Annotated in this window: 21 protein-coding genes and 1 pseudogene; 3 read left to right on the forward strand and 19 right to left on the reverse strand. The window is 67.4% G+C overall.

The window, feature by feature from the left end; translation table 11 throughout:
* Nucleotides 1-36: 36 nt before the first annotated feature.
* The 7 genes from ACTWPB_RS14375 to ACTWPB_RS14405 form a co-directional block, all read right to left on the reverse strand.
* Entirely contained in the window at nt 37-1,695 is a 1,659-nt protein-coding gene (locus ACTWPB_RS14375; RefSeq protein ID WP_446226136.1) for an acyl-CoA synthetase, read from the reverse strand.
* Nucleotides 1,696-1,822: 127 nt separating this feature from the next.
* Nucleotides 1,823-3,445 carry an acyl-CoA synthetase gene (locus tag ACTWPB_RS14380; protein WP_446226346.1) on the reverse strand — a complete coding sequence of 541 codons (1,623 nt, stop codon included), beginning with the start codon at nt 3,443-3,445 and terminating at the stop codon, nt 1,823-1,825.
* Between the two features lie 118 nt (nt 3,446-3,563).
* Entirely contained in the window at nt 3,564-4,058 is a 495-nt protein-coding gene (locus tag ACTWPB_RS14385; RefSeq protein ID WP_378920875.1) for a helix-turn-helix domain-containing protein, read from the reverse strand.
* Nucleotides 4,059-4,157: 99 nt separating this feature from the next.
* Nucleotides 4,158-4,790, reverse strand: a complete 633-nt coding sequence (locus tag ACTWPB_RS14390) for a hypothetical protein (protein ID WP_446226137.1) — start codon at nt 4,788-4,790, stop codon at nt 4,158-4,160.
* A gap of 166 nt (nt 4,791-4,956) precedes the next feature.
* Nucleotides 4,957-5,334 carry a hypothetical protein gene (locus tag ACTWPB_RS14395; protein ID WP_378953027.1) on the reverse strand — a complete coding sequence of 126 codons (378 nt, stop codon included), beginning with the start codon at nt 5,332-5,334 and terminating at the stop codon, nt 4,957-4,959.
* Nucleotides 5,331-5,633, reverse strand: a complete 303-nt coding sequence (locus ACTWPB_RS14400) for a type II toxin-antitoxin system Phd/YefM family antitoxin (RefSeq protein WP_446226138.1) — start codon at nt 5,631-5,633, stop codon at nt 5,331-5,333. Before ACTWPB_RS14400 ends, ACTWPB_RS14395 begins: the two co-directional genes overlap by 4 nt.
* 162 nt (nt 5,634-5,795) lie before the next feature.
* Nucleotides 5,796-6,779 (reverse strand): AurF N-oxygenase family protein, encoded by a 984-nt coding sequence (locus tag ACTWPB_RS14405; RefSeq protein ID WP_446226139.1) that lies wholly within the window; start codon nt 6,777-6,779, stop codon nt 5,796-5,798.
* Nucleotides 6,780-6,902: 123 nt separating this feature from the next.
* Here ACTWPB_RS14405 and ACTWPB_RS14410 point away from each other — a divergent pair, with 123 nt between their 5' ends.
* Nucleotides 6,903-7,550: an FHA domain-containing protein gene (locus ACTWPB_RS14410; RefSeq protein WP_446226140.1), complete on the forward strand. Its 648-nt coding sequence runs from the start codon at nt 6,903-6,905 to the stop codon at nt 7,548-7,550.
* Here ACTWPB_RS14410 and ACTWPB_RS14415 read toward each other — a convergent pair.
* Genes ACTWPB_RS14415 through ACTWPB_RS14425 form a run of 3 tightly spaced genes read right to left on the reverse strand, consistent with a single transcriptional unit; the run spans nt 7,513 to nt 11,755 of the window.
* The gene (locus tag ACTWPB_RS14415) at nt 7,513-9,378 is read right to left on the reverse strand and encodes a protein kinase domain-containing protein (RefSeq protein ID WP_446226141.1); all 1,866 of its coding nucleotides are present in this window, start codon (nt 9,376-9,378) and stop codon (nt 7,513-7,515) included. The genes ACTWPB_RS14410 and ACTWPB_RS14415 overlap by 38 nt on opposite strands.
* A complete protein-coding gene (locus ACTWPB_RS14420; RefSeq protein WP_446226142.1) occupies nt 9,375-10,214 on the reverse strand; it encodes a hypothetical protein in 840 nt (279 codons plus the stop codon). Before ACTWPB_RS14420 ends, ACTWPB_RS14415 begins: the two co-directional genes overlap by 4 nt.
* Entirely contained in the window at nt 10,214-11,755 is a 1,542-nt protein-coding gene (locus tag ACTWPB_RS14425; RefSeq protein ID WP_446226143.1) for a hypothetical protein, read from the reverse strand. The genes ACTWPB_RS14420 and ACTWPB_RS14425 overlap by 1 nt, the downstream gene beginning before the upstream one ends.
* 437 nt (nt 11,756-12,192) lie before the next feature.
* Here ACTWPB_RS14425 and ACTWPB_RS14430 point away from each other — a divergent pair, with 437 nt between their 5' ends.
* Both ACTWPB_RS14430 and ACTWPB_RS14435 read left to right on the forward strand, forming a co-directional pair.
* Nucleotides 12,193-13,296 (forward strand): ferredoxin reductase, encoded by a 1,104-nt coding sequence (locus ACTWPB_RS14430; RefSeq protein ID WP_446226347.1) that lies wholly within the window; start codon nt 12,193-12,195, stop codon nt 13,294-13,296.
* Between the two features lie 21 nt (nt 13,297-13,317).
* Nucleotides 13,318-14,490 carry a fatty acid desaturase family protein gene (locus ACTWPB_RS14435; RefSeq protein ID WP_446226144.1) on the forward strand — a complete coding sequence of 391 codons (1,173 nt, stop codon included), beginning with the start codon at nt 13,318-13,320 and terminating at the stop codon, nt 14,488-14,490.
* 100 nt (nt 14,491-14,590) lie between these two features.
* Here the strand turns inward: ACTWPB_RS14435 and ACTWPB_RS14440 are convergent, their stop codons facing one another.
* From ACTWPB_RS14440 to ACTWPB_RS14480, 9 genes and pseudogenes are all read right to left on the reverse strand, one after another.
* Nucleotides 14,591-14,851, reverse strand: coding sequence for a hypothetical protein (locus ACTWPB_RS14440; protein ID WP_446226145.1), 261 nt, complete (start codon nt 14,849-14,851; stop codon nt 14,591-14,593).
* A 147-nt stretch (nt 14,852-14,998) separates the two neighbouring features.
* Nucleotides 14,999-15,310: pseudogene (locus ACTWPB_RS14445) on the reverse strand (transposase); the annotation flags it as partial.
* Entirely contained in the window at nt 15,258-16,202 is a 945-nt protein-coding gene (locus ACTWPB_RS14450) for an NADP-dependent oxidoreductase (protein ID WP_446226146.1), read from the reverse strand. The pseudogene ACTWPB_RS14445 and the gene ACTWPB_RS14450, both read right to left, overlap by 53 nt.
* A gap of 13 nt (nt 16,203-16,215) precedes the next feature.
* Complete coding sequence (locus ACTWPB_RS14455) at nt 16,216-17,412, reverse strand: FAD-dependent monooxygenase (protein ID WP_446226147.1); 1,197 nt, start codon at nt 17,410-17,412, stop codon at nt 16,216-16,218.
* A gap of 102 nt (nt 17,413-17,514) precedes the next feature.
* Entirely contained in the window at nt 17,515-19,842 is a 2,328-nt protein-coding gene (locus tag ACTWPB_RS14460) for a beta-ketoacyl synthase N-terminal-like domain-containing protein (RefSeq protein WP_446226148.1), read from the reverse strand.
* Between the two features lie 22 nt (nt 19,843-19,864).
* Nucleotides 19,865-21,139 carry a beta-ketoacyl-[acyl-carrier-protein] synthase family protein gene (locus ACTWPB_RS14465; protein WP_446226149.1) on the reverse strand — a complete coding sequence of 425 codons (1,275 nt, stop codon included), beginning with the start codon at nt 21,137-21,139 and terminating at the stop codon, nt 19,865-19,867.
* The gene (locus ACTWPB_RS14470; protein ID WP_446226150.1) at nt 21,136-21,558 is read right to left on the reverse strand and encodes a 3-hydroxyacyl-ACP dehydratase FabZ family protein; all 423 of its coding nucleotides are present in this window, start codon (nt 21,556-21,558) and stop codon (nt 21,136-21,138) included. Before ACTWPB_RS14470 ends, ACTWPB_RS14465 begins: the two co-directional genes overlap by 4 nt.
* The gene (locus tag ACTWPB_RS14475; RefSeq protein ID WP_446226151.1) at nt 21,555-22,838 is read right to left on the reverse strand and encodes a beta-ketoacyl-[acyl-carrier-protein] synthase family protein; all 1,284 of its coding nucleotides are present in this window, start codon (nt 22,836-22,838) and stop codon (nt 21,555-21,557) included. Before ACTWPB_RS14475 ends, ACTWPB_RS14470 begins: the two co-directional genes overlap by 4 nt.
* Complete coding sequence (locus tag ACTWPB_RS14480; protein ID WP_446226152.1) at nt 22,835-23,287, reverse strand: hypothetical protein; 453 nt, start codon at nt 23,285-23,287, stop codon at nt 22,835-22,837. The genes ACTWPB_RS14475 and ACTWPB_RS14480 overlap by 4 nt, the downstream gene beginning before the upstream one ends.
* Nucleotide 23,288: the final 1 nt, after the last annotated feature.

Consider the following 23,288-nt stretch of genomic DNA (forward strand, 5'->3'; position numbering starts at 1 on the left):
CCGCCCGACACGATCGGGCAGACTATGGTTGCCTGCTCAGTCCGCGTCGACCGCCATGTCGATCAGTGGCTTGCGCAGCAGCTTGCCCGTTGCGTTGCGCGGCAGTTCGTCGACGAAGATCACCTCGCGCGGCACCTTGTAGCGGGCCAGGTTGTCGCGGACGAAATCCTTGATCTCCTTGGCGTCACGCGTGGACTCCGGGCCGGGCACCACGATCGCGCGCAGCCGTTTGCCGTAGTCGTGGTCGTCGACACCGACCACCGCCGCCTCGAACACGTCGGCGCGACCCGCGATGAGGTTCTCCACCTCCAAGGGGAAGACGTTCTCGCCGCCGGAGACGATCATGTCGTCGTCGCGGCCGTCGATGAAGAGCAGCCCGTCGGCATCGAAATGGCCGACGTCGCCGCTGGACATCATCCCGTCGACGATCTCCTTGGTCCGCCCGTCGGTGTACCCGGTGAACGCGAAACCGTTGTCCACGAAGATCGTTCCGGTGACGTTCGGCGCGGTGATCGGCTTGCGGTTCTCGTCGAGCAACACGATCCGGATGCCGACCGGTGCCTTGCCCGCGGTGGTCGGCGCCTTGCGCAGATCCTCGGGGGTGGCCACGGTCATCACCGCGCATTCGGTGGACCCGTAGAGGTTGTAGAGCGAATCACCGAAGTAGTCGAGGGTGCGGGTCACCACGTCGGGCGCGATCGCCGAGCCCGCGGCGAAGATGACCTTCATCGTCGACGGGTCGTACTTCGCCAGGATCTGCTCGTCCAGATCGAGGATGCGCTGCAACATAGTCGGCACCACGACCAGCGAATCCGCCTTGTACTTCACCACATTGGCGAGGGTCTGCTCCGGATCGAACCGGCGCTGCTGGAAGATGACCCGGTTCCCGAGGGCGAGCCCGAGGGTGAACTGCGACAGGCCGGTGCCGTGGAAGATCGGCGCCGCCATGATCATGGTGCCGTTGTTGGGCAGCGGCACCCGATCCACGAACTGCGCCGAGGCGAACGGGCTCACCTTGTCGCGCGGGGCGCCCTTGGGGGTGCCGGTGGTGCCGCTGGTCAGGATCACCATGCCGCCGGGCTTGCTCGGCGCGTCGACCGCGGTGTTCGAACGGCCCGCCGACAGCGACGCCACGGTCGGGATCGACGGGTCGGCCCCATGCGCTTCATCGACCCAGGTGAGTACGCGCGGGATCTCGGTGGGGATGGCGCTCATCAGGTCGAGGAACTCGCTGTCGTGCAGCACCGCCTTGACCTTCTCGCGGGCGGCGACATCGGCGAACTGCGGCTTGGCGAACCCGGTGTTCATCAGCACCGCGCGCACGCCGAGCTTGCCCGCCGCGAGCAGGCTCAACACCATGCCGCGATGGTCGCGGGCGAGCACGGCGACCACGTCGCCCTCGCTGATCCCGCTGGCCCGCAGGCCGCGGGCGAACGCGTTGGCCTGTGCGTCGAGTTCGCCGAAGGTGATCTCGCCCAGCTCGTCGACGATGGCGCCCGCCTGCGGCCTGCTCTGCGCGGCGTGCATGACGACGCCGGCGAACGGGCCGAACTTCGAGACATTGCGGAACGAACGGGCAGCGTGGTCGAGGCGCAGCGGATTGAACAGTTTGCGATCCACCATGACCTTGACGCCGAGCGCGAAATCACCCGCACGTCGGGCGGTGGTACCTAGCGCGGGCAGAGACAGAGACATCGAACAGCCTTCCGGCAGACCGAGCCCGCGCGGAATCGCAGGCCGGACCGCGTCTTCGAGATCCAGTGCTGTCGCTAACACTAGCAAGCGATCCGGCCGTGGTGTCTACTCCGCGGTAACCCTGGCCCTATCCCTGTGCGACCTCATAGTCGGCGAGGGTGCGGCGCACGATCTTGCCGGTGGCGTTGCGGGGCAGTTCGTCGAGGAAGATCACCTCGCGCGGCACCTTGAACCTGGCCAGGTTCGCCTTGACGTGCGCCTGGAGTTCGGCGGCCTCGACAGTCTGACCTTCTTCGAGAACAACGAAGGCGCGCAAGCGTTTTCCGAATTCCGGGTCGTCGACGCCGATCACCGCCACGTCGTAGACCTCGGGTCGCTCCACCAGCAGGTTCTCGACTTCCTGCGGGTACACGTTCTCGCCACCGGAGATGATCATGTCGTCATCGCGGCCGTCGACCATGAGCAGCCCGGTTTCGGTGAAATGGCCGATGTCGCCACTGGACATGAAACCGTCGATGATCTGCTTGTGCCTGCCGTCGGTGTAGCCCTCGAACGGCGCGCCACTGCGCACGAAGATCCGGCCGCGGGCGCCCGGCGTCTTGACCTGTTGGTCCTGGTCGTCGAAGAGGCGGACCTCGCAGGTGATCGGCGAACGGCCGACAGTGCCCGGCGCTTCCGCCAGCTCGGCCGGGTTCGCGATGGCCGCGATGGCCACCTCGGTCGACCCGTAGAGGTTGTAGAGCACCGGTCCGAACGCCTCGGTGGCGCGGATGCACAGCTCCGGGGTGAGGGCGGAACCTGCGAACAGGATGACCTTCAGCGAGGACAGGTCGTATTTCGCGCGGACGTCGGCGGGCAGCTCGGTCATCCGGTGCAGCATCGTCGGCACGCAGACGAGCATCTCGACCTTGTGCTCGGCGATGGCGGCGAGGGTGGCCTCGGCGTCGAATCGGCGGCGCATGACGATCTTGTTCGACAGGATCGTGTTGACCAGCCAGGTGCCAAGACCCGTGCTGTGGAAGATCGGCGACACGATCATCGCCGTACCCCGCCTCGGGCAGGGCACCCGGTCGACGAACTGCGCGGTGGCCATCGGCGTGACCTTGGTGCGCGGTGCGCCCTTCGGCAGGCCGGTGGTGCCGCTGGTAAGGATGATGAAGCCGCCCGGCTTGCTCGGCGCGGGCAGGTCCTCGGTGGCGTTGTTCGCGATGAGGTCGTCGAATGTCGTTGCACCAGTGGGAAGCGCGGTACCTTCGTCGACCCACGTGAGGTAGCGCGGCAGGTCGGCCGGCAGTGCGTCGAGCAGGCCGAGGAACTCGCTGTCGTGCAGCACCGCGCGTACCTTTTCGCGCTCGCACACCTCCGCGAACTGCGGTTTGGCGAAGCCGGTGTTCATCAGTGCGATCCGCGCGCCCAGTTTGCCCGCCGCGATCATCGACATGATCAGGCCGCGGTGATCGCGGGCCAGCACGGCGATGACCGTGCCCTCGCCGATGCCGGCTTCGCGCAGGCCGCGGGCGATGGCGGTGGACTGCTCGTCGAGTTCGCGGTAGGTGAGTTCACCGCGCTCGTCCGCGAGGGCCACCTGATCGGGGGCGACACGGGCCGAATGGCGCACGAGGGTGGCCTGCGGGCCGTAGATCTTCGATTCCCTCATCGTCCGCAGGGTCTCGAGCGGCTTCTTGGGATCGGAGACGCCGCGTGCACGCAGCACGCCGATCGCCTTCACGCTTTCGAGCAGATGTGACATGTTCACTCGACTACCTCCGCTGCGTTGATCACTCGACGCTCACCGTAGCAGTCGATGTGCCTTGCATCACAGTAGTCTAGGTGGACATTTGGGACATCTTATGGAGACGCCGCCCAGGTCAGCGCTGTGCGGCCGCCAGCGCCGCGAGTAGGGGGACAAGCCTGCCCTCTGGTACCTCGAAACGACCGAGGCCCGCGGTCTGCAACCAGCCGACCGCGGCGAGCTGGCGCAGATGCTGGTAGATCTCGGCCGAGGTGCCCAGTTCTTCGATGGCGGCGAGATCGGCGGCGGTCCTTCGGCCGTAGACGATCTCCTGCAACAGTCGCAGTCGCACCGGGTTTGCCAGTGCGGCAAGACAATTGGCGGCCTCGATGGTCCAGACGTCGCCGACGATGGCATCGGTGGCGTACTGGGCCTGCCAATCGAATCGCTCGCCGGTCGGCAATTGCAGCGCACCGGCGAGCAGCACGCCGCCCGTGCGCTGCCCGGCATCGGCGAACTCCTGGCGCAGCCGTGCCACCGCCCACGGCAGCTGCGCGTCCTCGGGTTGCGCGCTCTCCAGGGCGGCAACACGGCGTTCCAGTTCTTCGAGTCGGTCGACCAGATCCTCCACGCCGGTCAACCTACGCCACACCGAAGCTGTTGCGCTGCATCATCGAAACGACAACGCACCCCGGGACCGAACGGACCCGGGGTGCGCCGTGGACGAAAGCTACCGCGTGACAGCGCCGAACGAGGGCTGCTGGATCGTGCCGAGCTGGTAGGCGAACCCGTCCGGGTGCGCCTCGCTGACCGGCACGGGCCAGCGGTGCCACAGGTTGCCGAAGACCGCGGCCACGATGAGCCCGCCGCCGGTGTTCATCGATGCGGTGCGGATGGTGGTGTCCACCGCCACGTCCTGGTGTTCGGCCAGCACCGCGGTGCCGCTCTGCCCGCTGGACAGATTCAGCCACATGACCTCGAGCTTGGCGCCGGCCTGATTGGGCGAGATGGTGCCAGGCCCGCCGAAGAAGCCGAAGCGGAAGCCGTCGACATCGAGGGCGATGCCCGAGCCGTATACCCCGGGTCCGCCGCCGTTCTGGCCGATGTCGGAGGTCGCGGGAATCTGGTAGGGCTGCGCGGGCAGTGCGACATCGACGGTGCCGTTGGCGGTGAGCTTGTCGAGGGCGGCGAGTGCGCCCGGATTGTCCTTCATCGACGCGCGCAGCTGCTCGATGGCCGAGGCCACGTCGATAGTCTGCGGCGCCGGATCCGCGACCGCGGGGCCCGCGAAGACCATGGCGGCGGCGGCCGAGGTGACGGCTACCGCGGTGGTGAAGCGACGCATGAAACTCAGATGATGCATAACCAGCTCTCCTAGAGTGTTCCTGGTACTGCTTTTCCGGGTAATTCGTCCGCTGTGTGCCGGTCGGCAGGGTGAGCTGCCGACCGCTTGTGCACCGTACCGACAGCAGGTGTGGGCTTGATCACTACCCCGGGGAAAAGCCGAGTTCAGGACCTCGAGAGGTCGGTTACGGCATGTTCGCGATCTCAACTTTGTAGCCGCGATACAGCTCGGGTTTGGCGGTGAGGACCGGCATGTCCAGATTCTGCGCGGTGAACACCACGGGCGCGATCAGCGGCCAGTCGAGGTGGTCGTCGGCGATCGGCACCGTGGTGCCGATGCGGATGGCAGTGGGCGCGTCGAGTTCGGCCCAGCGCACGGCGACGCGATTGTCGAGCAGGCGCCCGAGTTCGTCGATGTTGTCGACCGCGCGCATCGCGGCCATCAGACTCACCGTGGGCACCACCAGGATTCGGCGCTGCTGGGTGAACTGGCGCATGATCACCTGCCCGAACAGCGGCGATAATGCCAGCGAAGTGAGCGCGGTGTGATCGGCGACGCTCACTGGCGACTGTCCAGCGCGCCCATCAGCTTGCTCAATTTGGCTTCGGCCTCGGCGATGTCTTCGGCACAATGCTGGGTGATCCTGGCGTCGAGCTTGCCCAGGATCTGTTCGCGCAGATCATCGTTGAAGTACGCGGGGGGCAATGCCCCGTGCCGTAACACCTCAGCTGGTACCACCGCGACCAATTCTTTCCCCTCCCGCGTCACGATCACCGGCCGTCCGCTCGCGGACACCCCGTCGAAAACACTACCGAGCTGACCACGTAACTCGGTCAGCGGCACACTGTCGTAATCGGCCATATCCCACTGTACATCGCGGTGTACAGTACGGCTGCCTCATGGATGGGCGGAACTTCGCAGGTCGTAGACGCGCCGCGGGGCCGAGCTCATCGAGTAGTCCAGCGCGACGAGGACGGCCCGCCGGAACGGAAGTCCGGCGGGCCGTCGCGTTCACTTGATCACTCAGGCGACTTTGCGGGCCGGTTCGCTGCGGTAGCGGGTGACCGGGCCGTCGATGCCGAGCAGGCGCCAGGTGAGCTTGGCGACCGGGTTCATCAGGCCGCTGTTGGTGGCGAGGGCGCGCACGTCACCGAAGATATTGCGCATCGTGGTCTGCGATTCCTCGCTGCTCCAGTACGCGTCACGCATGACCTCCGCCGGAATGTCGAACTTCTCGACGAATTCCTTCGGCGGCGTCATGATCATGTCGAGCATCACCCGCATGGCGATCGGGAAGGCCACGGAGAGAACCGATTTCGTGATCGGGTTCATGCCGGGCACATTCCGTCGCAGGTATTCGTGCGCGAAGGAGATGTGCCGGGCTTCCTCGGCCACATGGATCTGCATGACCCGCTGCACCATCGGATGCAGGTCGACGCCGGCGCGCAGCAGCGACTTCTGCAGGTGGTCGATCGGCTCCTCGCCGCCGAGGATCATCGTGAAGAACAGCTCGGGGAAGTACTTCACCGTGGGCCAGATGGCCATCGTCAGCTTGCGATCGATGGTGCCCATGCCGACCACATCGCGATAGCCGATGCGATTGATCATCTCCTGGAACATCATCGTGTGGTTGCACTCTTCGGCGGCCTCGTGCGTGACGTACCGGAATTCCGGGTCACCGTTGGGGACCGAGATGAGGTACTGCATCAGCCCACGGATCAGCAGCTGCTCGAAATCCAGGCCGACCTTGGCGATACCGGCCTGGCGCCACATGCCGATGGCGATCTGCTTCTCGATCGGCAGGGCCTTGTACCAGGGATGGCGGCCCAGCGGGTCCTCGTCGGGCATGATCCAGCGCGGGTCGTCGCTGTGCACGGCGAATTCCGGTGAGTCCCAGTCGATGTCGACGTAGGGGTCGAAGTGCCGGTTGACCGAACCTTCGGACAGGTTGCGCAGGATCTCGTGGTATTCGGGATCGGTGGCGGTGTTCTTGATTGTCGACAGCATCGGTGGTGTCTCCTTCGGTGTGGCGCAGCCTGCACATTATATGAAACTTGGGGTATCAGACAAATGTCTCCGGCGTACAATCATGAGGGTCGAGCACTGCTCCACCCGATCGAGGGAATGGCCGTGACTGTGAACTTCACCGAGCCGCGCCTCACATATGTCGACGATCATGGGCATCGCCGGGGTATGACGCTCTCCGCCGATGCGCCGCGAATAACGGTCGGGCGATCGTCGCGGGCCGACATCGCCCTGACCGACGACGGTCAGGTGTCGAGGCTGCACGCGACGGTGGAGCAGATCGGCGGACAATGGACCATCGTCGACGACGGGCTGTCGCGTAACGGCACCTTCGTCAACGGCGAACGTCTCGCCGGGCGACATCGACTGCAAACCGGTGACAGCATCCGGATCGGCAACACAGTGCTGTCCTATCTGGATAACGGCAGCCGGGTGAGCAGTGCGAAAACCCACGCCTGTGACTCGGGCATTCCGACGCGGCGGTCGTTGACGGATGCCCAGATGGCGGTGCTGGTCGCGCTGTGCAGGCCGTGTCAGCACAACGCCACCTACGCCGTTGCGGCCTCGAACCAGCAGATCGCCAAGGAACTGTTCGTGACCACCGAGACGGTGAAGACCCATCTGCGCGCGCTGTTCGGAAAGTTCGGTGTCGAGGACCTCCCGCAGAATCAGAAGCGGGCCAAGCTCCTCGAACGAGCCATGAACAGTGGAATCGTCAGCGAGCGCGACTTCGAATCCGAGCCTGCTCCTTGATCTGCTCCTTGCGGCGATAGCGTCGACGTTGTCCGATGCGCCAGGCGCCGATGGCTGCCGCGACGCCGGCCAGCATTCCGAACACGGCCGCGGTCACCACCGTCGCGATCGTGGGCGCACTGCCGAACAGGATCCACGCGGCCCCCACCATGCCGACCGCGAGCACACCCGCGCTCACGGGAACGCCCACACCGCCGGACACCCGACGCCGACGGTGGCGCAGCGAGCGTAGGAACGACTCCAGATACGCGAGCGCGAACAGGATCAGCGCCCCGACACCGACCGCCGCGGCGGTGGGTAGCGCGGGCTGCGCGGTGTTGACCGGAAAGCTCGACGTGCTCGGTGGCACGCCCGGTTCGGTGACCACCAGTTCACCGGTCACTTCGCCGGCGACCAGGTGCTGCCCGCCCAGTGCGGGCAGCGTGGCCACGCTGCGGCCGGGTTCCGGGACCAGCGGTGCGCTCTGCTCGGCCACCGTGGCTCCCAGCACCTTCAGCCGCAGCTCGGCCGTGGCGGCGGACGAGGGCCCGACCGCGGTGACGACCACCGGCTGGTTCAGGTCGATCGGGATCTGTTCGCCGGCGGCGGGGTCGACGCCGCCGACGGTGGCGGCTCCCGGCGGGAGTGTGCCCCCGGTGCTCGGCGAGCCGACGCCGATCAACGAGACGGCGAGCGCGATCAGCGCCAAACCCGCCGCGATGAGCAGCGGTATCCGTGGCGAGGGCAACTTGATCACCTCTTTGACCGGAACCAGATCGGCTTCGACCACCTCGTCGAGCCGCACGCCCTGCGCACGCTGGCCCGGCACGGGTCGCACCGCGCGCGCGGTCGGGAGCCCGCGCGCGGCTGCGCCGTCGATGACAGTCGGCGAGATCGGGCCGGTCGTGCGGGCCGCGGCGGCGATCGTGTCCGCACCCATCACCGGGATGCCCTGGGCCGAAAGCCAACCCGGCCCCCACGGCTCGGTGGACGCCTCGGCGAGGGCGACCCCGAACGCTTCGGCGGTCGGATACCGCTGCGCCGGATCGGTGGCCAGACCGCGCATGATCACCTCCGCGAGATGCTCCGGGGTGTTCGGGGCGGCCTCACTCAACGGCGTCGGGTCGTCGAACGCGTGCATGAACAGCGTCGCGAGCGCATCCTGCCCGGCGGGGAAGGGCAGGCAGCCGGACAGCAATTCGTAGAGCATCGTCGCCAGCGCGTAGACGTCGGTGGCCGGCGTCAACTCCCCACCGCGAGCCTGTTCGGGGGCGATGTAGGACGGCGTGCCGATCACCTCGCCGGTCTTGGTGGCCATGGTCTCGTCGCCGCCTACCACCTTCGCGATGCCGAAGTCGGTCACTTTGAGCGCGCCGGAGGCGGCGAACATCAGGTTCTCCGGTTTGATGTCGCGATGCAGGATGCCGTGACAGTGCGCGGCCTCCAGCCCCGCCGCGCACGACAGCGCGACCGCGACCGCCGACGGCGCGTCGAACCCGTCGCCGGTGAATCGGCTCCACACGGTGCCGCCCGGTAACAGCTCCATGACCAGCAGGCACATCTGCTCGGTTTCCACATAGTCGTAGACCGGAACGACATGCGGATGATCCAGCGACGCGAGCAGCCGGCCCTCGGAGACGAATCGGCGCCGCACGATCGGGTCGGTGGCGAACGCCGGGGGGAGCTGCTTGATGGCGACGGCGCGGTCGAGCCTGCGGTGCCGACCGGCCAGGACGACACCCCCGCCGCCCTTGCCCAACTGGCCCCCGATCTCATAGGCGGGCAGTGCAGCGGCGACCGGGTCGATCTCGGCGGTCTTCGCATCGGTGGTTCTCGGATCGGTGGTCATCTGCCCGGCACCTCGACATCCAGCGGCGCGGTTCGCCGCTCGCTTTCCTCCTCCTCGAGCTCCTCCAGCGCGGCCTCTTCCTCCTCCAGCTCGGCCGCTTCCTCTTCGGCGGTCGTCGGTGTCGGGGTGAGGTAGCCGAGGACGAAGAACACCCCAGCGAACAGCAGCGCGATGAACGCCCACCGTTCGGCGCTCGGCATCCACAATCGCAATGCCGACAGCGAGAACACCAGCACCAATCCGATGCCGAGACCCGGCGCGAGCAGGCGCATGCCGCGCTGCCAGCGATTGGGAGGCATCCGGTGCCGGGCGACCGTGAGCGCCGCATCGGCGATCGCCAACAGCGTGAGGATCAACAGCGCCAGCCCGAACAGGCCGTAGACCGAATTCAGCGAGCCACGCACGTCGGTGACGGTTGTCGCGCTGCCGAGCACAGTGTCGTCGGCGTCGTAGGCGGTCACCGATCCGCTGATCAATCCTGTTGCCTGCTCGGACAACCCGGAAAGGTCGAGCGAATAGCTCAGTCGCTCAGTCGATTTCGGTAGGACCGTCCGATTCACCGACGTGCTGAAGGAGTAGAACATCAGACCTACCACCTGGCCGGACAGATCGACGCGCCGGACGGTGACCGGCTCGTTGCCCTCGTTGGTGATACTCACCTCCACTTCCGCGGAACCGTTGGGGTCCAAGCGAATCGGATCGGGCTCGGTCGCTGTGGCGATATCCCGGCCGTCGATGCGGACCGACAGGCGAACGGAATCGTCCGCCGCCTGCGCCGAGGCGGGCGCGAACACGCTGAACAAGACCAGCGCGATGAGTATTCCAATGAGTTTCACTAGCGCTCCTCTGGTCGCGGCGACGGGCTCAGCAGCCGCCGTACGTAGACGAAAACCCCGATAAGCAGGAAGAACACGATCACGGTGAGGGTGGACGTCGCGGCGTCGACATTGCTGACGAGCACGACGTCCAGCGCCGAGGCGAGCACAGGTCCGCACGCCGCGGTGACCTCGTAGCGGCCGATCGGGATCGATCCCATATCCAGCGTGGATCGGAACGCGCCTCGGTCGTCGGCGGCGGTCGCCCCGGCCGGTACGCCGCCGATGGCCATGTCCACCTCGGCTCCGGCCGGGCAGCCGTAGCCCTCTCCGGAAACGGGTTCACCCTGGGTCACAGCCGGTGCGGCGAGCTGGAACCCAGCGGTGTGCGCGACCAGCGGGGGCGCCTCGTATCCCGGCGGGGCCAGCTCAGGAATCGGTGCCCGCTCGACCTGTTCGCGCTGATGTGGGGTCTGGGGCTGGTGCGGCGGGGCCCCGGGCGGTTGCTGATGCTGCTGTTGGTGCGGCCGGTCCGGGTGCTGCTGCTGCGACCCGCCGGCATCGTTTGCCCCACCGGCGGGGGTTCCGCCGCCGCCGGTTCCGCCGCCGGTTCCGCCGCCGCCGGTTCCGCCGCCGGTTCCGCCGCCGCCGGTTCCGCCGCCGCCGGTTCCGCCGCCGCCGGTTCCGCCGCCGCCGGTTCCGCCGCCGGTTCCGCCGCCGCCGGTTCCGCCGCCGGTTCCGCCGCCGCCGGTTCCGCCGCCGGTTCCGCCGCCGCCGGTTCCGCCGCCGCCGGTTCCGCCGCCGGTTCCGTCGCCGGGGATGTTGCCGCCGGGGATGTTGCCGCCGGGGATGTCGGTCTTGCCGTCGGGAATGTTGCCGCCGGGGATGTTGCCGCCGGGGATGTCGGTCTTGCCGCCGGGGATGTTGCCGCCGGGGATGTTGCCGCCGGGGATGTTGCCGCCGGGGATGTCGGTCTTGCCGCCGGGGATGTTGCCGCCGGGGATGTCGGTCTTGCCGCCGGGGATGTTGCCGCCGGGGATGTCGGTCTTGCCGTCGGGGATGTTGCCGCCGGGGATGTCGCTACCGGGAGTGTCGCCGCCACCGGACCAACCCCCGCCGCCGGGGCTGCCAGTCCCGCCCCCGTCGTTGCCGCCACCGGTCCCACCGCCGCCGCCACCGGTCCCACCGCCGCCGCCACCGGTCCCACCGCCGCCGCCACCGGTCCCGCCGCCGCCGCCACCGGTCCCGCCGCCGCCGCCACCGCCGGGATCGGCCGTCAAACCGCCGCCCCAGCCAGGGTTGTACGTCCCACCGCCTGCCTGGTCCGGCCCAGGGATGACCGGCCCAGGGATGACCGGCCCAGGAATGGCTGGCCCAGGGATGGCCGGGCCGGGTTCCTGTCGCGAGATCTCAGTGCGGTATGTCGTGAATGCTGCCGACGAAGCCGGAGCTGCCTGCGCCTCGATATCCGGTGCGAGTCCACCCATGACGGTGAATCCACCGAGGACGATCAGGAGGCACGGCCGTGCGATCGCCCGAAGCGGTGCGTGTAGATCACCCATTCGTCTCACCCCTCAGGCGTGCGCCCGCAGGTCGCCGATCTCGGGTGACGCCGAATTGCAGTATGTGGTTGGCCAGCGATGCTCGACTGGTCGGCGGGGCGGTTTGTCCGGCGGCGCCGGCTTGGGCCGGTTCGTTCGGGGTGGGCACTGGAATTCTGCCTTTCGAGCGGAGTATCGCTGTACTTCAATCGTTGCGCCGCGGACCTCGGATCGCATCATCCTTAGGGGTGGAATGGCGACACCTAGTGTTGCGTGGGTCGTTAATTCGCTGAAAGAACCACTCGCGAGACGGCGGTGAGGTGTCGAGCAGTCCACCCCCGTGGGGGGAGCTGGTTCATCCCTGCCGTGGAAGAGGTTCGCGACTTTCCCGGCCCACACTGGATTTGCCATTGAAGCTCCAGCGCACAAGGAGTGCGGACGTGAACGATCTGCCCACCATGATGACGCGAATTACGCGCCGATTTCGATCTGTGCGCAGGTTGCTCTCCCTTGTGGATGCAATGGCGACGCCGCACAATCTGGACCGGTACCTGGAGCTCGTCAATCCCATGGTGTCGGTGCGCGAGTTGCGCGCAGAGGTTGTCGACGTGCACCGCCAGACCCGCGAAACTGTCACGCTCGTCCTTCGGCCGACCTGGCAATGGGAGGGATTCGATGCGGGCCAGTTCGTTCAGGTCGGCGTCGTCGTCGACGGCGTGCGGCACACCAGGTGCTACTCCCCGGCATCCTCGCGGTATCGCAATGACGGCCGCATCGAATTGACCATCAAGCGTCATACTCGAGGCCTGGTGTCGCAGTACTTGCATGCCGAGGCACGGCCGGGCCTCGTCGTGACCTTGTCCCAAGCTGCCGGCACCTTCCGGATTCCGACGCCGCGGCCGAACAGCATCCTGCTGATCAGCGGGGGGAGTGGCATCACGCCGGTGCTATCGATGCTGCGGACACTCGACGACGAGGGATACACCGGTGAGGTCGCGTTCCTGCACTATGCCGACACCGAGAGTGATGTTCCCTACCGGACAGAGCTCGGTGCAATCGCGGCACGCAACCCCGGCTGTTACGTCACATTCGCCTACACCGCGCAGGAGAACAACGGCGATCTCTGCGGGCACTTCGGAATCGACCATCTTCGGACTGTCGCGCCATGGCATCGACAAGCAGCGACATTTGTCTGTGGCCCCGCCACACTACTGGGCGCCGTCCGGGAGCTCTATCGCGAACTGGGTTGCGAAACAAATTTGTACGCAGAGGTTTTTACGCCTCCGGCGGTCGCCATCGATGACTACGCCACCGGCACAGTCTCGTTTGCGGCGAGCGGGATAACCACCGGCAACTCCGGTGCCAGCCTGCTCGACCAAGCCGAAGCGGCCGGCCTCGCTCCCGAACACGGATGCCGCATGGGGATCTGCTTCTCCTGTGTCGCGATCAAGAAGTCCGGTTGCACGCGGAACCTGCGCACCGGCGACACCGCCTGCGAACCCGATCAGCCTATCCAGCTGTGTATTTCGGCCCCCGTGGGCGACGTCGAACTCGACATCTGACCGCACGATCTAGGAGTAGACATGTTCCGACCGAGTGTGCCGGTTTCGCGCCGGCGGTCCGAAGAAGCAGGTACCACAGTGGTACTCACCGCCGGCCAGGTCGAGGAGCTGGGTCGCGAACTGGACGCGGTGCGCGCCCGGTTCGTCGCAGATCTCGGCGAGAAGGACCGAGCGCACATCTACAGGATCATCAAGGTGCAGCAGGCCTTCGAGGTCGCCGGCCGTGGACTGATGTATCTCGGTTTCCGGCGGCCGTTCTGGTTGGCCGCAATCGGTGCACTCAGTGTGTCGAAAATCTTGGACAACATGGAAGTAGGCCACAACGTCCTGCACGGCCAATACGACTGGATGCGTGAGCCCGGAGTGAATTCCCGTGACTTCGATTTCGACATGGCGTGCGCGAGCGATCAGTGGAAACACTCGCACAACTACAAGCATCACACGTACACCAACATCGTCGGGCGTGACCGCGATCTCGGTTACGGCCTCTTTCGCATGGACGAGGGCCAGGAATGGAAGCCCGCGCATCTCGCAGGACCGATGACGTCGTTCCTGCTCATGGTGTTCTTCGAGTGGGCTCTGGCGGTATACGACCTCGAACCCGAGAACATCGCCAAGGGCAATCGTGAGTGGCGTGAGGTCGAGCCCCTGATCAGGGGTGCGTTGCGCAAGGCGGGCAGGCAAGTACTCAAGGACTACATAGTCTTTCCTGCGCTGACCGGCCCCCTGTTCGTCAAGACATTGTGCGGTAACGCCATTGCCAACGTAGTCCGCAATGTCTGGACGTACTCGATCATTCTCTGCGGTCATTTCCCAACCGGTGCGCAGACGTTCACCGATGCAGAGACCGCGAACGAGACTCGTGGCGAGTGGTACGTGCGGCAAATGCTGGGTTCCGGGAACATCGAGGGTGGCAAGCTGTTCCACACCATGTCCGGACACCTCTCGCACCATATCGAGCATCATTTGTTCCCTGACATTCCCGCCCATCGATATCCGGAAATGTCGGGAGAGATCCGGGCGGTGTGCGAAAGGCACGGAGTTCCCTACCGGACGGGTGGATTCTTCGGGCGGCTCGGTTCCACGTGGGCGAGGGTGTTCCGACTTGCGCTTCCACCGAAACTCGTGCGCCCCAGGCAGGTTCCTGCTGTCACGATTCAACGTCGGCTGGAACCGGCCCTGGACACAATGTAGCCCAGTTCACGCACGGTTTTCCCGGGACCGGGTCCGCGCCACAGCACCGCCAACTCGTCCGCGGTCGGCGAGCAAAGATATGCGCCGTAGTTATCGTGGATCAGGTCTCGGGAACCTCGATAAAACGAATCATCGGCGTGCTCGTCGCTCCAGCCCAGCTTTTACTGGAAGGCAGCGTCACGTATTCAGGGCGGTCGGCGCCGAATCGGATAGGCATGTCATCGAACCCATGCTCGAGCAGGTCGGCCGCGTCCTCGAAGATTTCTGAGCACCGTTCCAGCGGCAAACCTCGTCGCCAGTCGAGCTGAATCGTCCACACCGCGTGCTGGATGGCGCATCTCATTACCGTGTCGCCCATCACCCGACCGAGGTGTAGCAGGATCCGCCTCGTTCAACTCGTCCAAGCGGCGGCGAGCGGCGGGCATCGCCTCGGCTGAGAGCTCCTATCGGGTTCGGTTGCTGAGTCTTCGCCAACAGATCAGTGCCGCACCAAGATCGAGGAGCGCCCCCCTCTTTTGGCCCGCACGTGCGAGCCGTCGACCACGACCCGATCGAAGTCGATCAACCCGGCCGCGTTGCCGCGGGCCAAGACCGCTTGATGCATCCGCTCGAACACTCCGGCGGCTTGCCAGTCCCGTAGCTTGCGCCAACAGGTCATCCCGGACCCGAACACGAGTTCCTGAGGCAGGTCTTCCCACCCGATGCCGGTGAACAGCACGAACAAGATTCCCTGTCGAACAGGTTGCGGCGCAACAGAATCGGCGACGTCACATCTCCGAAGGTGCGCATCCGACCGCGACGACGATCTTGCCGCGGGCATGACCGGCTTGGCTCTCGCGAAATGCTTCGACCGCTTTCTCGAGTGGATAGACGGCCGATATTTGCGAGCGCATCGTTCCTCGCTCGGCAAGCGTGACCATTTTCTGTAGATCGCCCGCTATCGGCCGGACGAAGACGTAGGTGCCGCCTGCCGAGCGCACCGCGGGATCGGCCACCGATGCCAGCCGCCCGCCCTGCTTCAGCAGTGGTGCGACAGCACGCAGCGTCCGCTTACCGGAGGCGTCGAGCACGGCGTCGACACCCCCGGGAGCGAGTGCGGCGACCGATTCCGCCAGTCCGCGGCGGTAATCGATCGGCTCGGCTCCCAGCGAACGGAGGAACTCGTGGTTGTGTTCGCTCGCCGTCCCGATGACGCGGGCCCCGAGGTGGGTCGCGTATTGGACTGCCATCGAACCCACTCCGCCGGCCGCTCCGTGTACCAGCAGGACTTCACCGTCGCGCACGGCGAGATGGCTCACGCTCTGATACGCGGACAATCCGACCAGCGGGAACGCGGCCGCCTCGGCCCAGCTCATAACGGACGGTTTCCGGATCACGCAGCGCGCGGGGGCCGAGGTCAGCTCGGCGACGGTTCCGCGCGAGAGGTACTCGTCGTTCGGTACACATCCCATCACTTCGTCGCCCGGTGCGAGGTCGCGAACGCCGAATCCGACGCGCTCGACGACACCGGAGAAATCGATTCCGGGAACCACCGGAAATACCGCGTCCATCAAGCTGTCGTACAGGCCTTCGCGGGCCTTCCAGTCGAGCGGGTTCACCGCCGCCGCCTTGACCCGGACGAGTACCGAGGAGGGACCCATCTTCGGCTCAGGCAGATCGCCGTATTCCATTACGTCCGCATCGCCGAAGCGGCGGTAGAAAATTGCCTTCATCGTTGTCTCGATTTCAGATCGTCGGGGAGGAGGAGGTCGAGTCGGAACCGCTTGCCCAGCGCTCGGCATACGACATTTGTTTCTGCTCGGCCGCGAAGAGGAATTTCGGATAGGCCGAGCGCATGAAAGCTTCACGCAGTCGAACCAGCGCGGGATGCTCCACCGCTGCCATGCGTCCGAGCCCCCGGGCGGCCCGCTGCATGCGCGCGGTGCGGGGCCGGCGTTCTTTCTCGTACGCGCGTAACGCCGATACCGGGTCGGTTGGTGTGGCGGCGAGGCACTCGGCCAGTTCCACGGCGTCTTCCACGGCCTGGCATGCGCCCTGGCCGATGTTGAATGTCATGGGATGTGCCGCGTCTCCGAGCAGGGTGACCCGGCCCGCGCCCCACCTCCGGTCCGGCTTTCGGTCGAAGGCCTCGCCGCGGATGATGCCCGACGCCGGTGTCGCCGCCAGGATGTCCGCGACGGGTGCTGCCCACCCGCGATGACGTTCGGTGAGCATTCGCAGGACATCCGGGTCGTTGTGGTCGGCGGCCGACCCGTTGGCCACCGACATCCAATGCACCACCCCCGGTGCCACGTCGTAGCAGACGAACCGGGTTCCGGGACCGAACATCGAGTCGAAGCTTCCCGGCGGAATCATGTCGTGCCGCAGCAGCGCCTTGCCGCGCCAGGCGACATAGCCGTTGTGCCGCGGTGGCCTCGCACCGTGCAGCCCGGCACGCACCGCGCTGTGGATTCCGTCGGCGCCGATCAGGAGGTCGCCGCGTTCGACATGCCCGTCCGCGAGCCGCACCGCGACACCGTGCTCGTCCTGCGTGAAGTCGACGACACGCGCCCCGGTCCGGATACCGTTGCTGCCCAGGTCATCCCGCAATACCTCGTGCAGGGCCGAGCGCTCCACGGCTACGGTGGGCATGCCGAATTGTGCGGCGAACTCGCCCACCGCCCAGGCAGCCAGTACCTTGCCGCGCCACGTACGGAAGTGGCAGAACTGCTGTGCAGCCGATGTTTTCAGGATGCGGTCGGCAAGGCCGAGCGAATCGAGCGCGAGCATCCCGTTGGTCCAGAGGTAGACCCCGGCGCCCCCGTCGCGCAGCGTCTGCGCCTGCTCGAAGACGACCGCATCGAATCCCTTGTGCCGCAAGGCCAGCGCTGTCGCTAATCCGCCGATGCCGCCGCCCGCGATGAGCACTCGGGGCCTCCGCACTCCCTTGTGGATGGGGTGGCCGGGCAGGTGCGATCCAGTTGCCGGGATCGATACGTGGCGGTTCGTCGAATGAGGCATGGTGTGACTCCGTCGCTTTCGAGGTCAGTGCCCAGGCGGGTGGAAAACCAGGCTGGTGTGCGTGCCACCGAGCGACGAGCTGTTGATCAGTACGGGTCCGGCGGCAGGCTCGTGCCGGAAGGACGTGGCCGCCAGGGCCGCGGCCAGCTGGGCACCCGCGCCGATCGGTTCGCCGAGGACCCGTTTCGGGGCATGTCTGCGGCAGCGGTCCGGCGCGCCGAGACGGTCGATGGCCCGTGCTTCCGGCCCGTCGACAACCCGCAGTCCGGCGGCGTTGGTCCAGATGGCCGAGAGCTGCGAGGCGTCGATCCGGGCGTCGGCCAAGGCATTACGCATCGCGCGCTCGATACCGTGGCCGTAGCGGTCCCAGCGTCCGATCCCGATCGCGTCGGATGTGGTTGCGTAACCGGCGAACTCGGCCAGGATCGGGGCGTTGCGGGCGGCGGCGGTCGACGCCCGCTCGAGCAGCAGCGTGACGCTGCCCTCCGTGAGCAGGTAATCCCACCCCGTCCGGCCGCCGAACAGCGGCACGCCCCGGTAGGCGTCGATGACATGGTCGGTCAGTTCGTCGACAGCGGGGCACAGCACGGCGTCGGCCTTGCCGGTGCGTAGCAGGTCGAACGCGATGGTCAGCGCGGACGCGCCCGCCGCGTGCGCCGCCGTCGCGGTGGACGTCGGACCCTTGGCCCCGAGCACCATGGCCACTTGGCCCGCCGCCGCGTTGAAGACGGTATTGGGGAAGACGGCTGGACTGCCCGGGTTGCCCTGCAGGGTCGGCAGGAAGAAGTCCTCGATGCTGCGCATCGGGCCGATTCCGGTACCGAGTACGACGCCGGTCCGCTCGTCGGCTTCCAGGCCCGCGTGCTCGAGCGCGATCCGGCAGGACGCGACCGCGAGCTGGCTGAATCGGTCCATTCGGCGTCGTTCGCGCGGTGTCGTGTACGCATCGAGATCGGCCTCGAGCTGCGCGATCCGCAGGCCGCGCTCCTCGCGGCCGAGGCGGTCTCCCGCGCGGAAGGTCTGCCACAGCTCGTTCGCGTTCGTCCCGCCCGGAGCGAGCACACCGAGTCCCGTCACGACGACGGTGTCGGTATCGTCGGGCCGGGGATCTCCGCGCAGATCGCCGGGTCTGCCGAAGGCGACTGTCGCGTTGGCGCCGCCGAACGCGAAGTTGTTCGACAGTGCGACGCCGATGTCGGCCGATCGTGCGGTGCCGGGCGCGGCATCCACACCGCAGCGCGGGTCGACCGCGGTGAACCCGGCGGTCGGCGGCGCGAGCTGCTCGCGTAGCGCCAGCACCGTGACGATTCCCTCGACCGCGCCCGCCGCGCCGAGCAGATGCCCGATCATCGACTTGGTGCTGCTCAGGACGACCTTGTCGACAGCATCGCCGAACGCCGCGCGGACCGCATTGCATTCGGCCGGATCGTTTTTCGGTGTTCCGGTGCCGTGGCCGTTGATGTAGGCGACATCGGCGGGATCGAGCCCGCCGGTGTCGAGCGCGGCGCGGATGGCGCGCGCGGCACCCTCGCCCTGCGGATGCGGCGCGGTCGGGTGATAGCCGTCGGCGGACATGCCGTAACCGAGCACCTCGGCCAGGATGGGGGCGCCGGCGGCACGGGCGATCGACTCCTCGACGAGGACGAGCATGCCGCTGCCTTCACCGAGCGAGAGGCCGTCGCGGTCACGCGAGTACGGCGCGCACGGCCGCTCGGACAGGGCCTCCACGCTGTCGAATCCGGCGTAGGCCGACTCGGTGAGCGAGTCACTCCCGCCGACCAGCATCGCGTCGGCGCGTCCGGCGCGAATGATCTCCGTGGCGTGCGCGATCGCGTGGGCGCCCGAGGCACACGCGGTGTTGACCGAGACGACCGGTCCACCGAGTCCGAAGGCCGCGCTCAGTGCCTCGGCAAGGCCGTGCGGGGGTACGAGCAGCAGATGCCGGTCGCCGGTGTGTACAGAGGAGCCGTTGCGGGCTCGGTGCAGTGCCTGCTCGCCGCTGAACGTCCCGCCGTTGCAGGTGCCGAACGACACGCCCCAGCGATCGGCGGGGACGACGATCCCGGACGCGGCCATGGCCTCTTCGGCGGCGACCAGGGCGAAGTCGAGCGCTGGTTCCGGGTGTTCGATGCCGAGTGCGGTCAGGTAGTCGTAGGCCGGTCGGCGCATGTCCGGTACTTGTCCGCCGATCGAGGTGCGGTATCGCTGCAGTGGCAGGCCCTGCACGGACCGGATGGCGACCCGGCCCTCGCGCACGCCTTCCCACAAGGCCTCGGCCCCGGTTCCCTGTGCGGTCACCGCACCGACGGCGGTGATGACGACGCGTCGCGTCGTGGTGGCAACTTCGTTCATTTCTTCTGTCCTCCTGAGGGTTTCAGCTGGCTTTGCGTAGTGCGACGGCGACGGCCTGGCCGTGCAGGCCGCGGGCGAGGGCGAGCGCGGTCCCCGGTCTGGACTCCCGGGCCGATCCCGGGATCCAATCCAAATCGCAGCCGGCGGCGGGTGTTTCGAGGTTCGGCGTCGCCGGAACGACACCGGTGTCGAGCGCGAGCGCGGCGACCGCGACGTTCAGCGCCCCCGCGCCGCCAACCAGGTGGCCGGTCTGGGGTTTGACGCTGCTGATCTGCGCGCGGTACGCGTCGTCGCCGAGCGCGTCGTGCAGCGCGCGTGCTTCGCTGATATCGCCCTTGGGTGTGGCGCATCCGTGGGCGGCGATGTAGTCGGGCGCGCCCTGGCCCGCCGCGTCGGTGAGAGCGCGGCCGATCGCCCTGGCCAGACCCCTGCCGCGCGGGTGCGGCGCCGCCAGACGTGTGCCGTCGTTCCCGGAACCCATGCCGGTGACCTCCGCGTAGCACCGCGCCCCACGCCGCAACGCGTGCTCGCGTTCCTCGAGGACGAGCACCGCCCCGCCCTCGCCGAGCACCGAACCACTGTGGTCACGGTCGAAGGGGCGAAAGGCGCGTTCGCACAGGTCATTTCGCGGGCTGAGCACTCCGAGCCCGTCCATCTTCGACATCGACCACCAGGTGACCGCGTCGTCGTAGCCGCCTGCCACGACCTGGTCGGCTTCGCCGCGGCGGATCGCACGCATCCCGCGGCCGATGCCGGTGATCCCGGACTCCGCCGTGCCCGCGAAGAACGCGTTCGGTCCACGCATGCCGAACTTTTGCGAGACGTGAAAGACCCCGGCGGGCTGGAGCGCTTCGACATACATCAGCGGTGAGATGAACCGCGAGACGCCCTCGCCGATGCTGCGCAGCGAAAGCTCGCCGTCCGGGGTGCGCAACCCGGCGATCTTCGTGAACGGCTCCAGTCGCGCCACCTGCTTGTTTCCGCCGAGGAACAGGCCAGTGCGGTAGCCGAGTTCGGTGTCGGCGAGACCGGCGTCCTCGAGTGCGAGCGTCGCGGCGGCGATCGCGAACTGATCACCGCGGTTGGCCATGCGCAACGAGCGGCGCGAGACGAAATGGGTCGGGTCGAAGCCGGTGATCTCGGCGCCGAGCCGGGTCCGCAGCGGCGCGGGGTCATAGCCGCGCAGCGGACCGATCGCCGTCTTTCCCTCGACGATCGCCTCCCACGTGCGCGCCCAGCCTTCCCCCAGCGCCGTGATAAGCCCGAGTCCAGTAACCACTACGCGACGTTCGGTCATGTCCGCTCCTCCGGTTCGAGCGTGCTCATCTCCAACGAGCGCGCCGCGGCGACCAGCCGACCATCGACGCGGGCCTCGGCCTTCCAGCGACTTGTTTCTCCCTCGTGGCCGAGCAGATCGACGGTGATGATCACCTGGTCGCCGGGCACCACGAACTGCCGCAAGCGCAGGCCGCGGACCGAGCGCAGCCGCCACGGGCCGCCCGCGGTCGTCGCGGCGAGCGCGGCCATGCTTTCGAGCATCAGCACGCCCGGCAGGATCGGATAGCGCGGAAAATGTGTGCTGAACAGCGGCAGGGTTCCCGGGACGTTGCACAGCGCGACGCCGTGCCTGCCCGGCTGTAGTTCGAGGATGCGGTCGAGATCGACGGTGAGGGCCGACTCGGCTGTGCGGTCCGGCTCGGTGAAGATGATGGTCATTGCTGCTCCCTTCGTCGCCGGTCCGGGCTCGATGCGCCGACGACAAGACTGATGTTGGTTCCGCCGAAGGCGAAGGCGTTGACGAGAGCCGCGGCGACCGCCGTGTGCCGGGCTCGATGCGGGACATAGTCGAGGTCGAGGCCGCGGTCGGGCCGATCGAGGTTGACCGTCGGCGGTACCAGCGACTCGCGCATGGCGCCGACCGCGACGAGGACGTTGAGCGCGGCGGCCGCCCCGGTCAGATGACCGGTCATGGACTTGGGTGAACTGACCACGAGCCGGTAGGCGTCATCGCCGAAAACCTTCTTGATGGCGGCGGTTTCGGACGCGTCGTTGCTCACGGTCCCCGTGCCGTGGGCGACGACGTAGTCGATTCCGGCTGTGCCGAGGCCGGATTCCGCGATCGCCGCCTCCATCGCCTGGATGGCGCCCGACCCGTCCGGCGGGGAATCGGTGATTCGCCACGCGTTCATCGTCGAGCCGTAACCGAGGACTTCGGCGTGTATCCGAGCACCCCGCGCCCGCGCCGACTCCAGTTCCTCCAGGACGAACACGACCGCGCCCTCGCCGACGACGAAGCCGGAGCGGTCCGCGTCGAATGGACGACACGCCGACTGCGGATCGTCGTTGTGGCGCTCGGTCATGGCCCCGAGCAGGCTGAAGCCGAGGATGTCGATCCAGCTGGTGAGCGACTCGTACCCGCCCGCCAGCATCAACTCCGCATCACCCTCCTGGATCAGGCGGAAGGCCTCGCCGATGGCGTGCCCCGAGCTGGAGCAGGCGGTGCTGATGCCGACCATCGGCCCCGTCGCGCCGACCATGCGCACCATCGCGTCGAGCGGGGTGTTCTGATCGGCGGCGTAGACCGTCTTCGGCGATTGCACCAGGAACGCGTCCGACTCGGTTTCCCGCAGGAGCCCGACGTCGATCAAGTACCGCAGATCGGGACGCTCCACCGTGGCGCCCATCGCGACACCCATCCGGTCCGCGTCGTAGGTGTCGCGTCCGGCGTCGGCGTCGCGCAGGGCTTCAGCCGTCGCGGCAAGGCCGAAACCCCCTGCGCGCGAATACATCCGGTGGTCGGGATCGCCGGGTATCGCGGCCTTCGGGTCGAAGCCGTCCGGTACCTGGCCCGCGATGCGGATCGGGAAACCTTCGGTGTCGAAGGTCGTCAGCGGGCCGATTCCGCTGACGCCCGCCGCCAGGTTCCGCCACGTGGTGGCGGCGTCGGTGCCCAGCGGCGTCACGGCACCGACACCGGTGATCACAACGCGCCTCATCCGATCGGCCCTTCCCCCAGCAGCTGTCCCGCCATGCGCGCGGTGTCGGCCGGATCATCGAGGCGTTCGGCATCGATCAACGCGCACATGATGTTTCGTGCGTCGAGGACCTTCTCGCCCGCCACCTCCGCGTAGCCGTCGACGATCGCCGCGTTGTCCTGGATGGAGACGACTTCGGCGTGCAGCCGCAAGATGTCGCCCGGGACGATGTCGCGATGCATGGTGACCTCACCGACAGTCAGCAACGCCGCACGCAGGCGGTGGTCGGAGCTCAGCAACACCAGCCACGCCCCCGCCTGGCACAGGGACTCCAGTGCCAGCCCGAACGGCATCGCCGATCCGTATTCGCCTTGCTGCCAGTAGGACTCGCGCGCCGAGGTCGCCTTGCGCGCCGTGATCCGCCGCATCGGCTCCCAGGATTCGATCCGGTCGATCAGATGAAAACGCATG

Source organism: Nocardia sp. IBHARD005, from assembly GCF_052814245.1.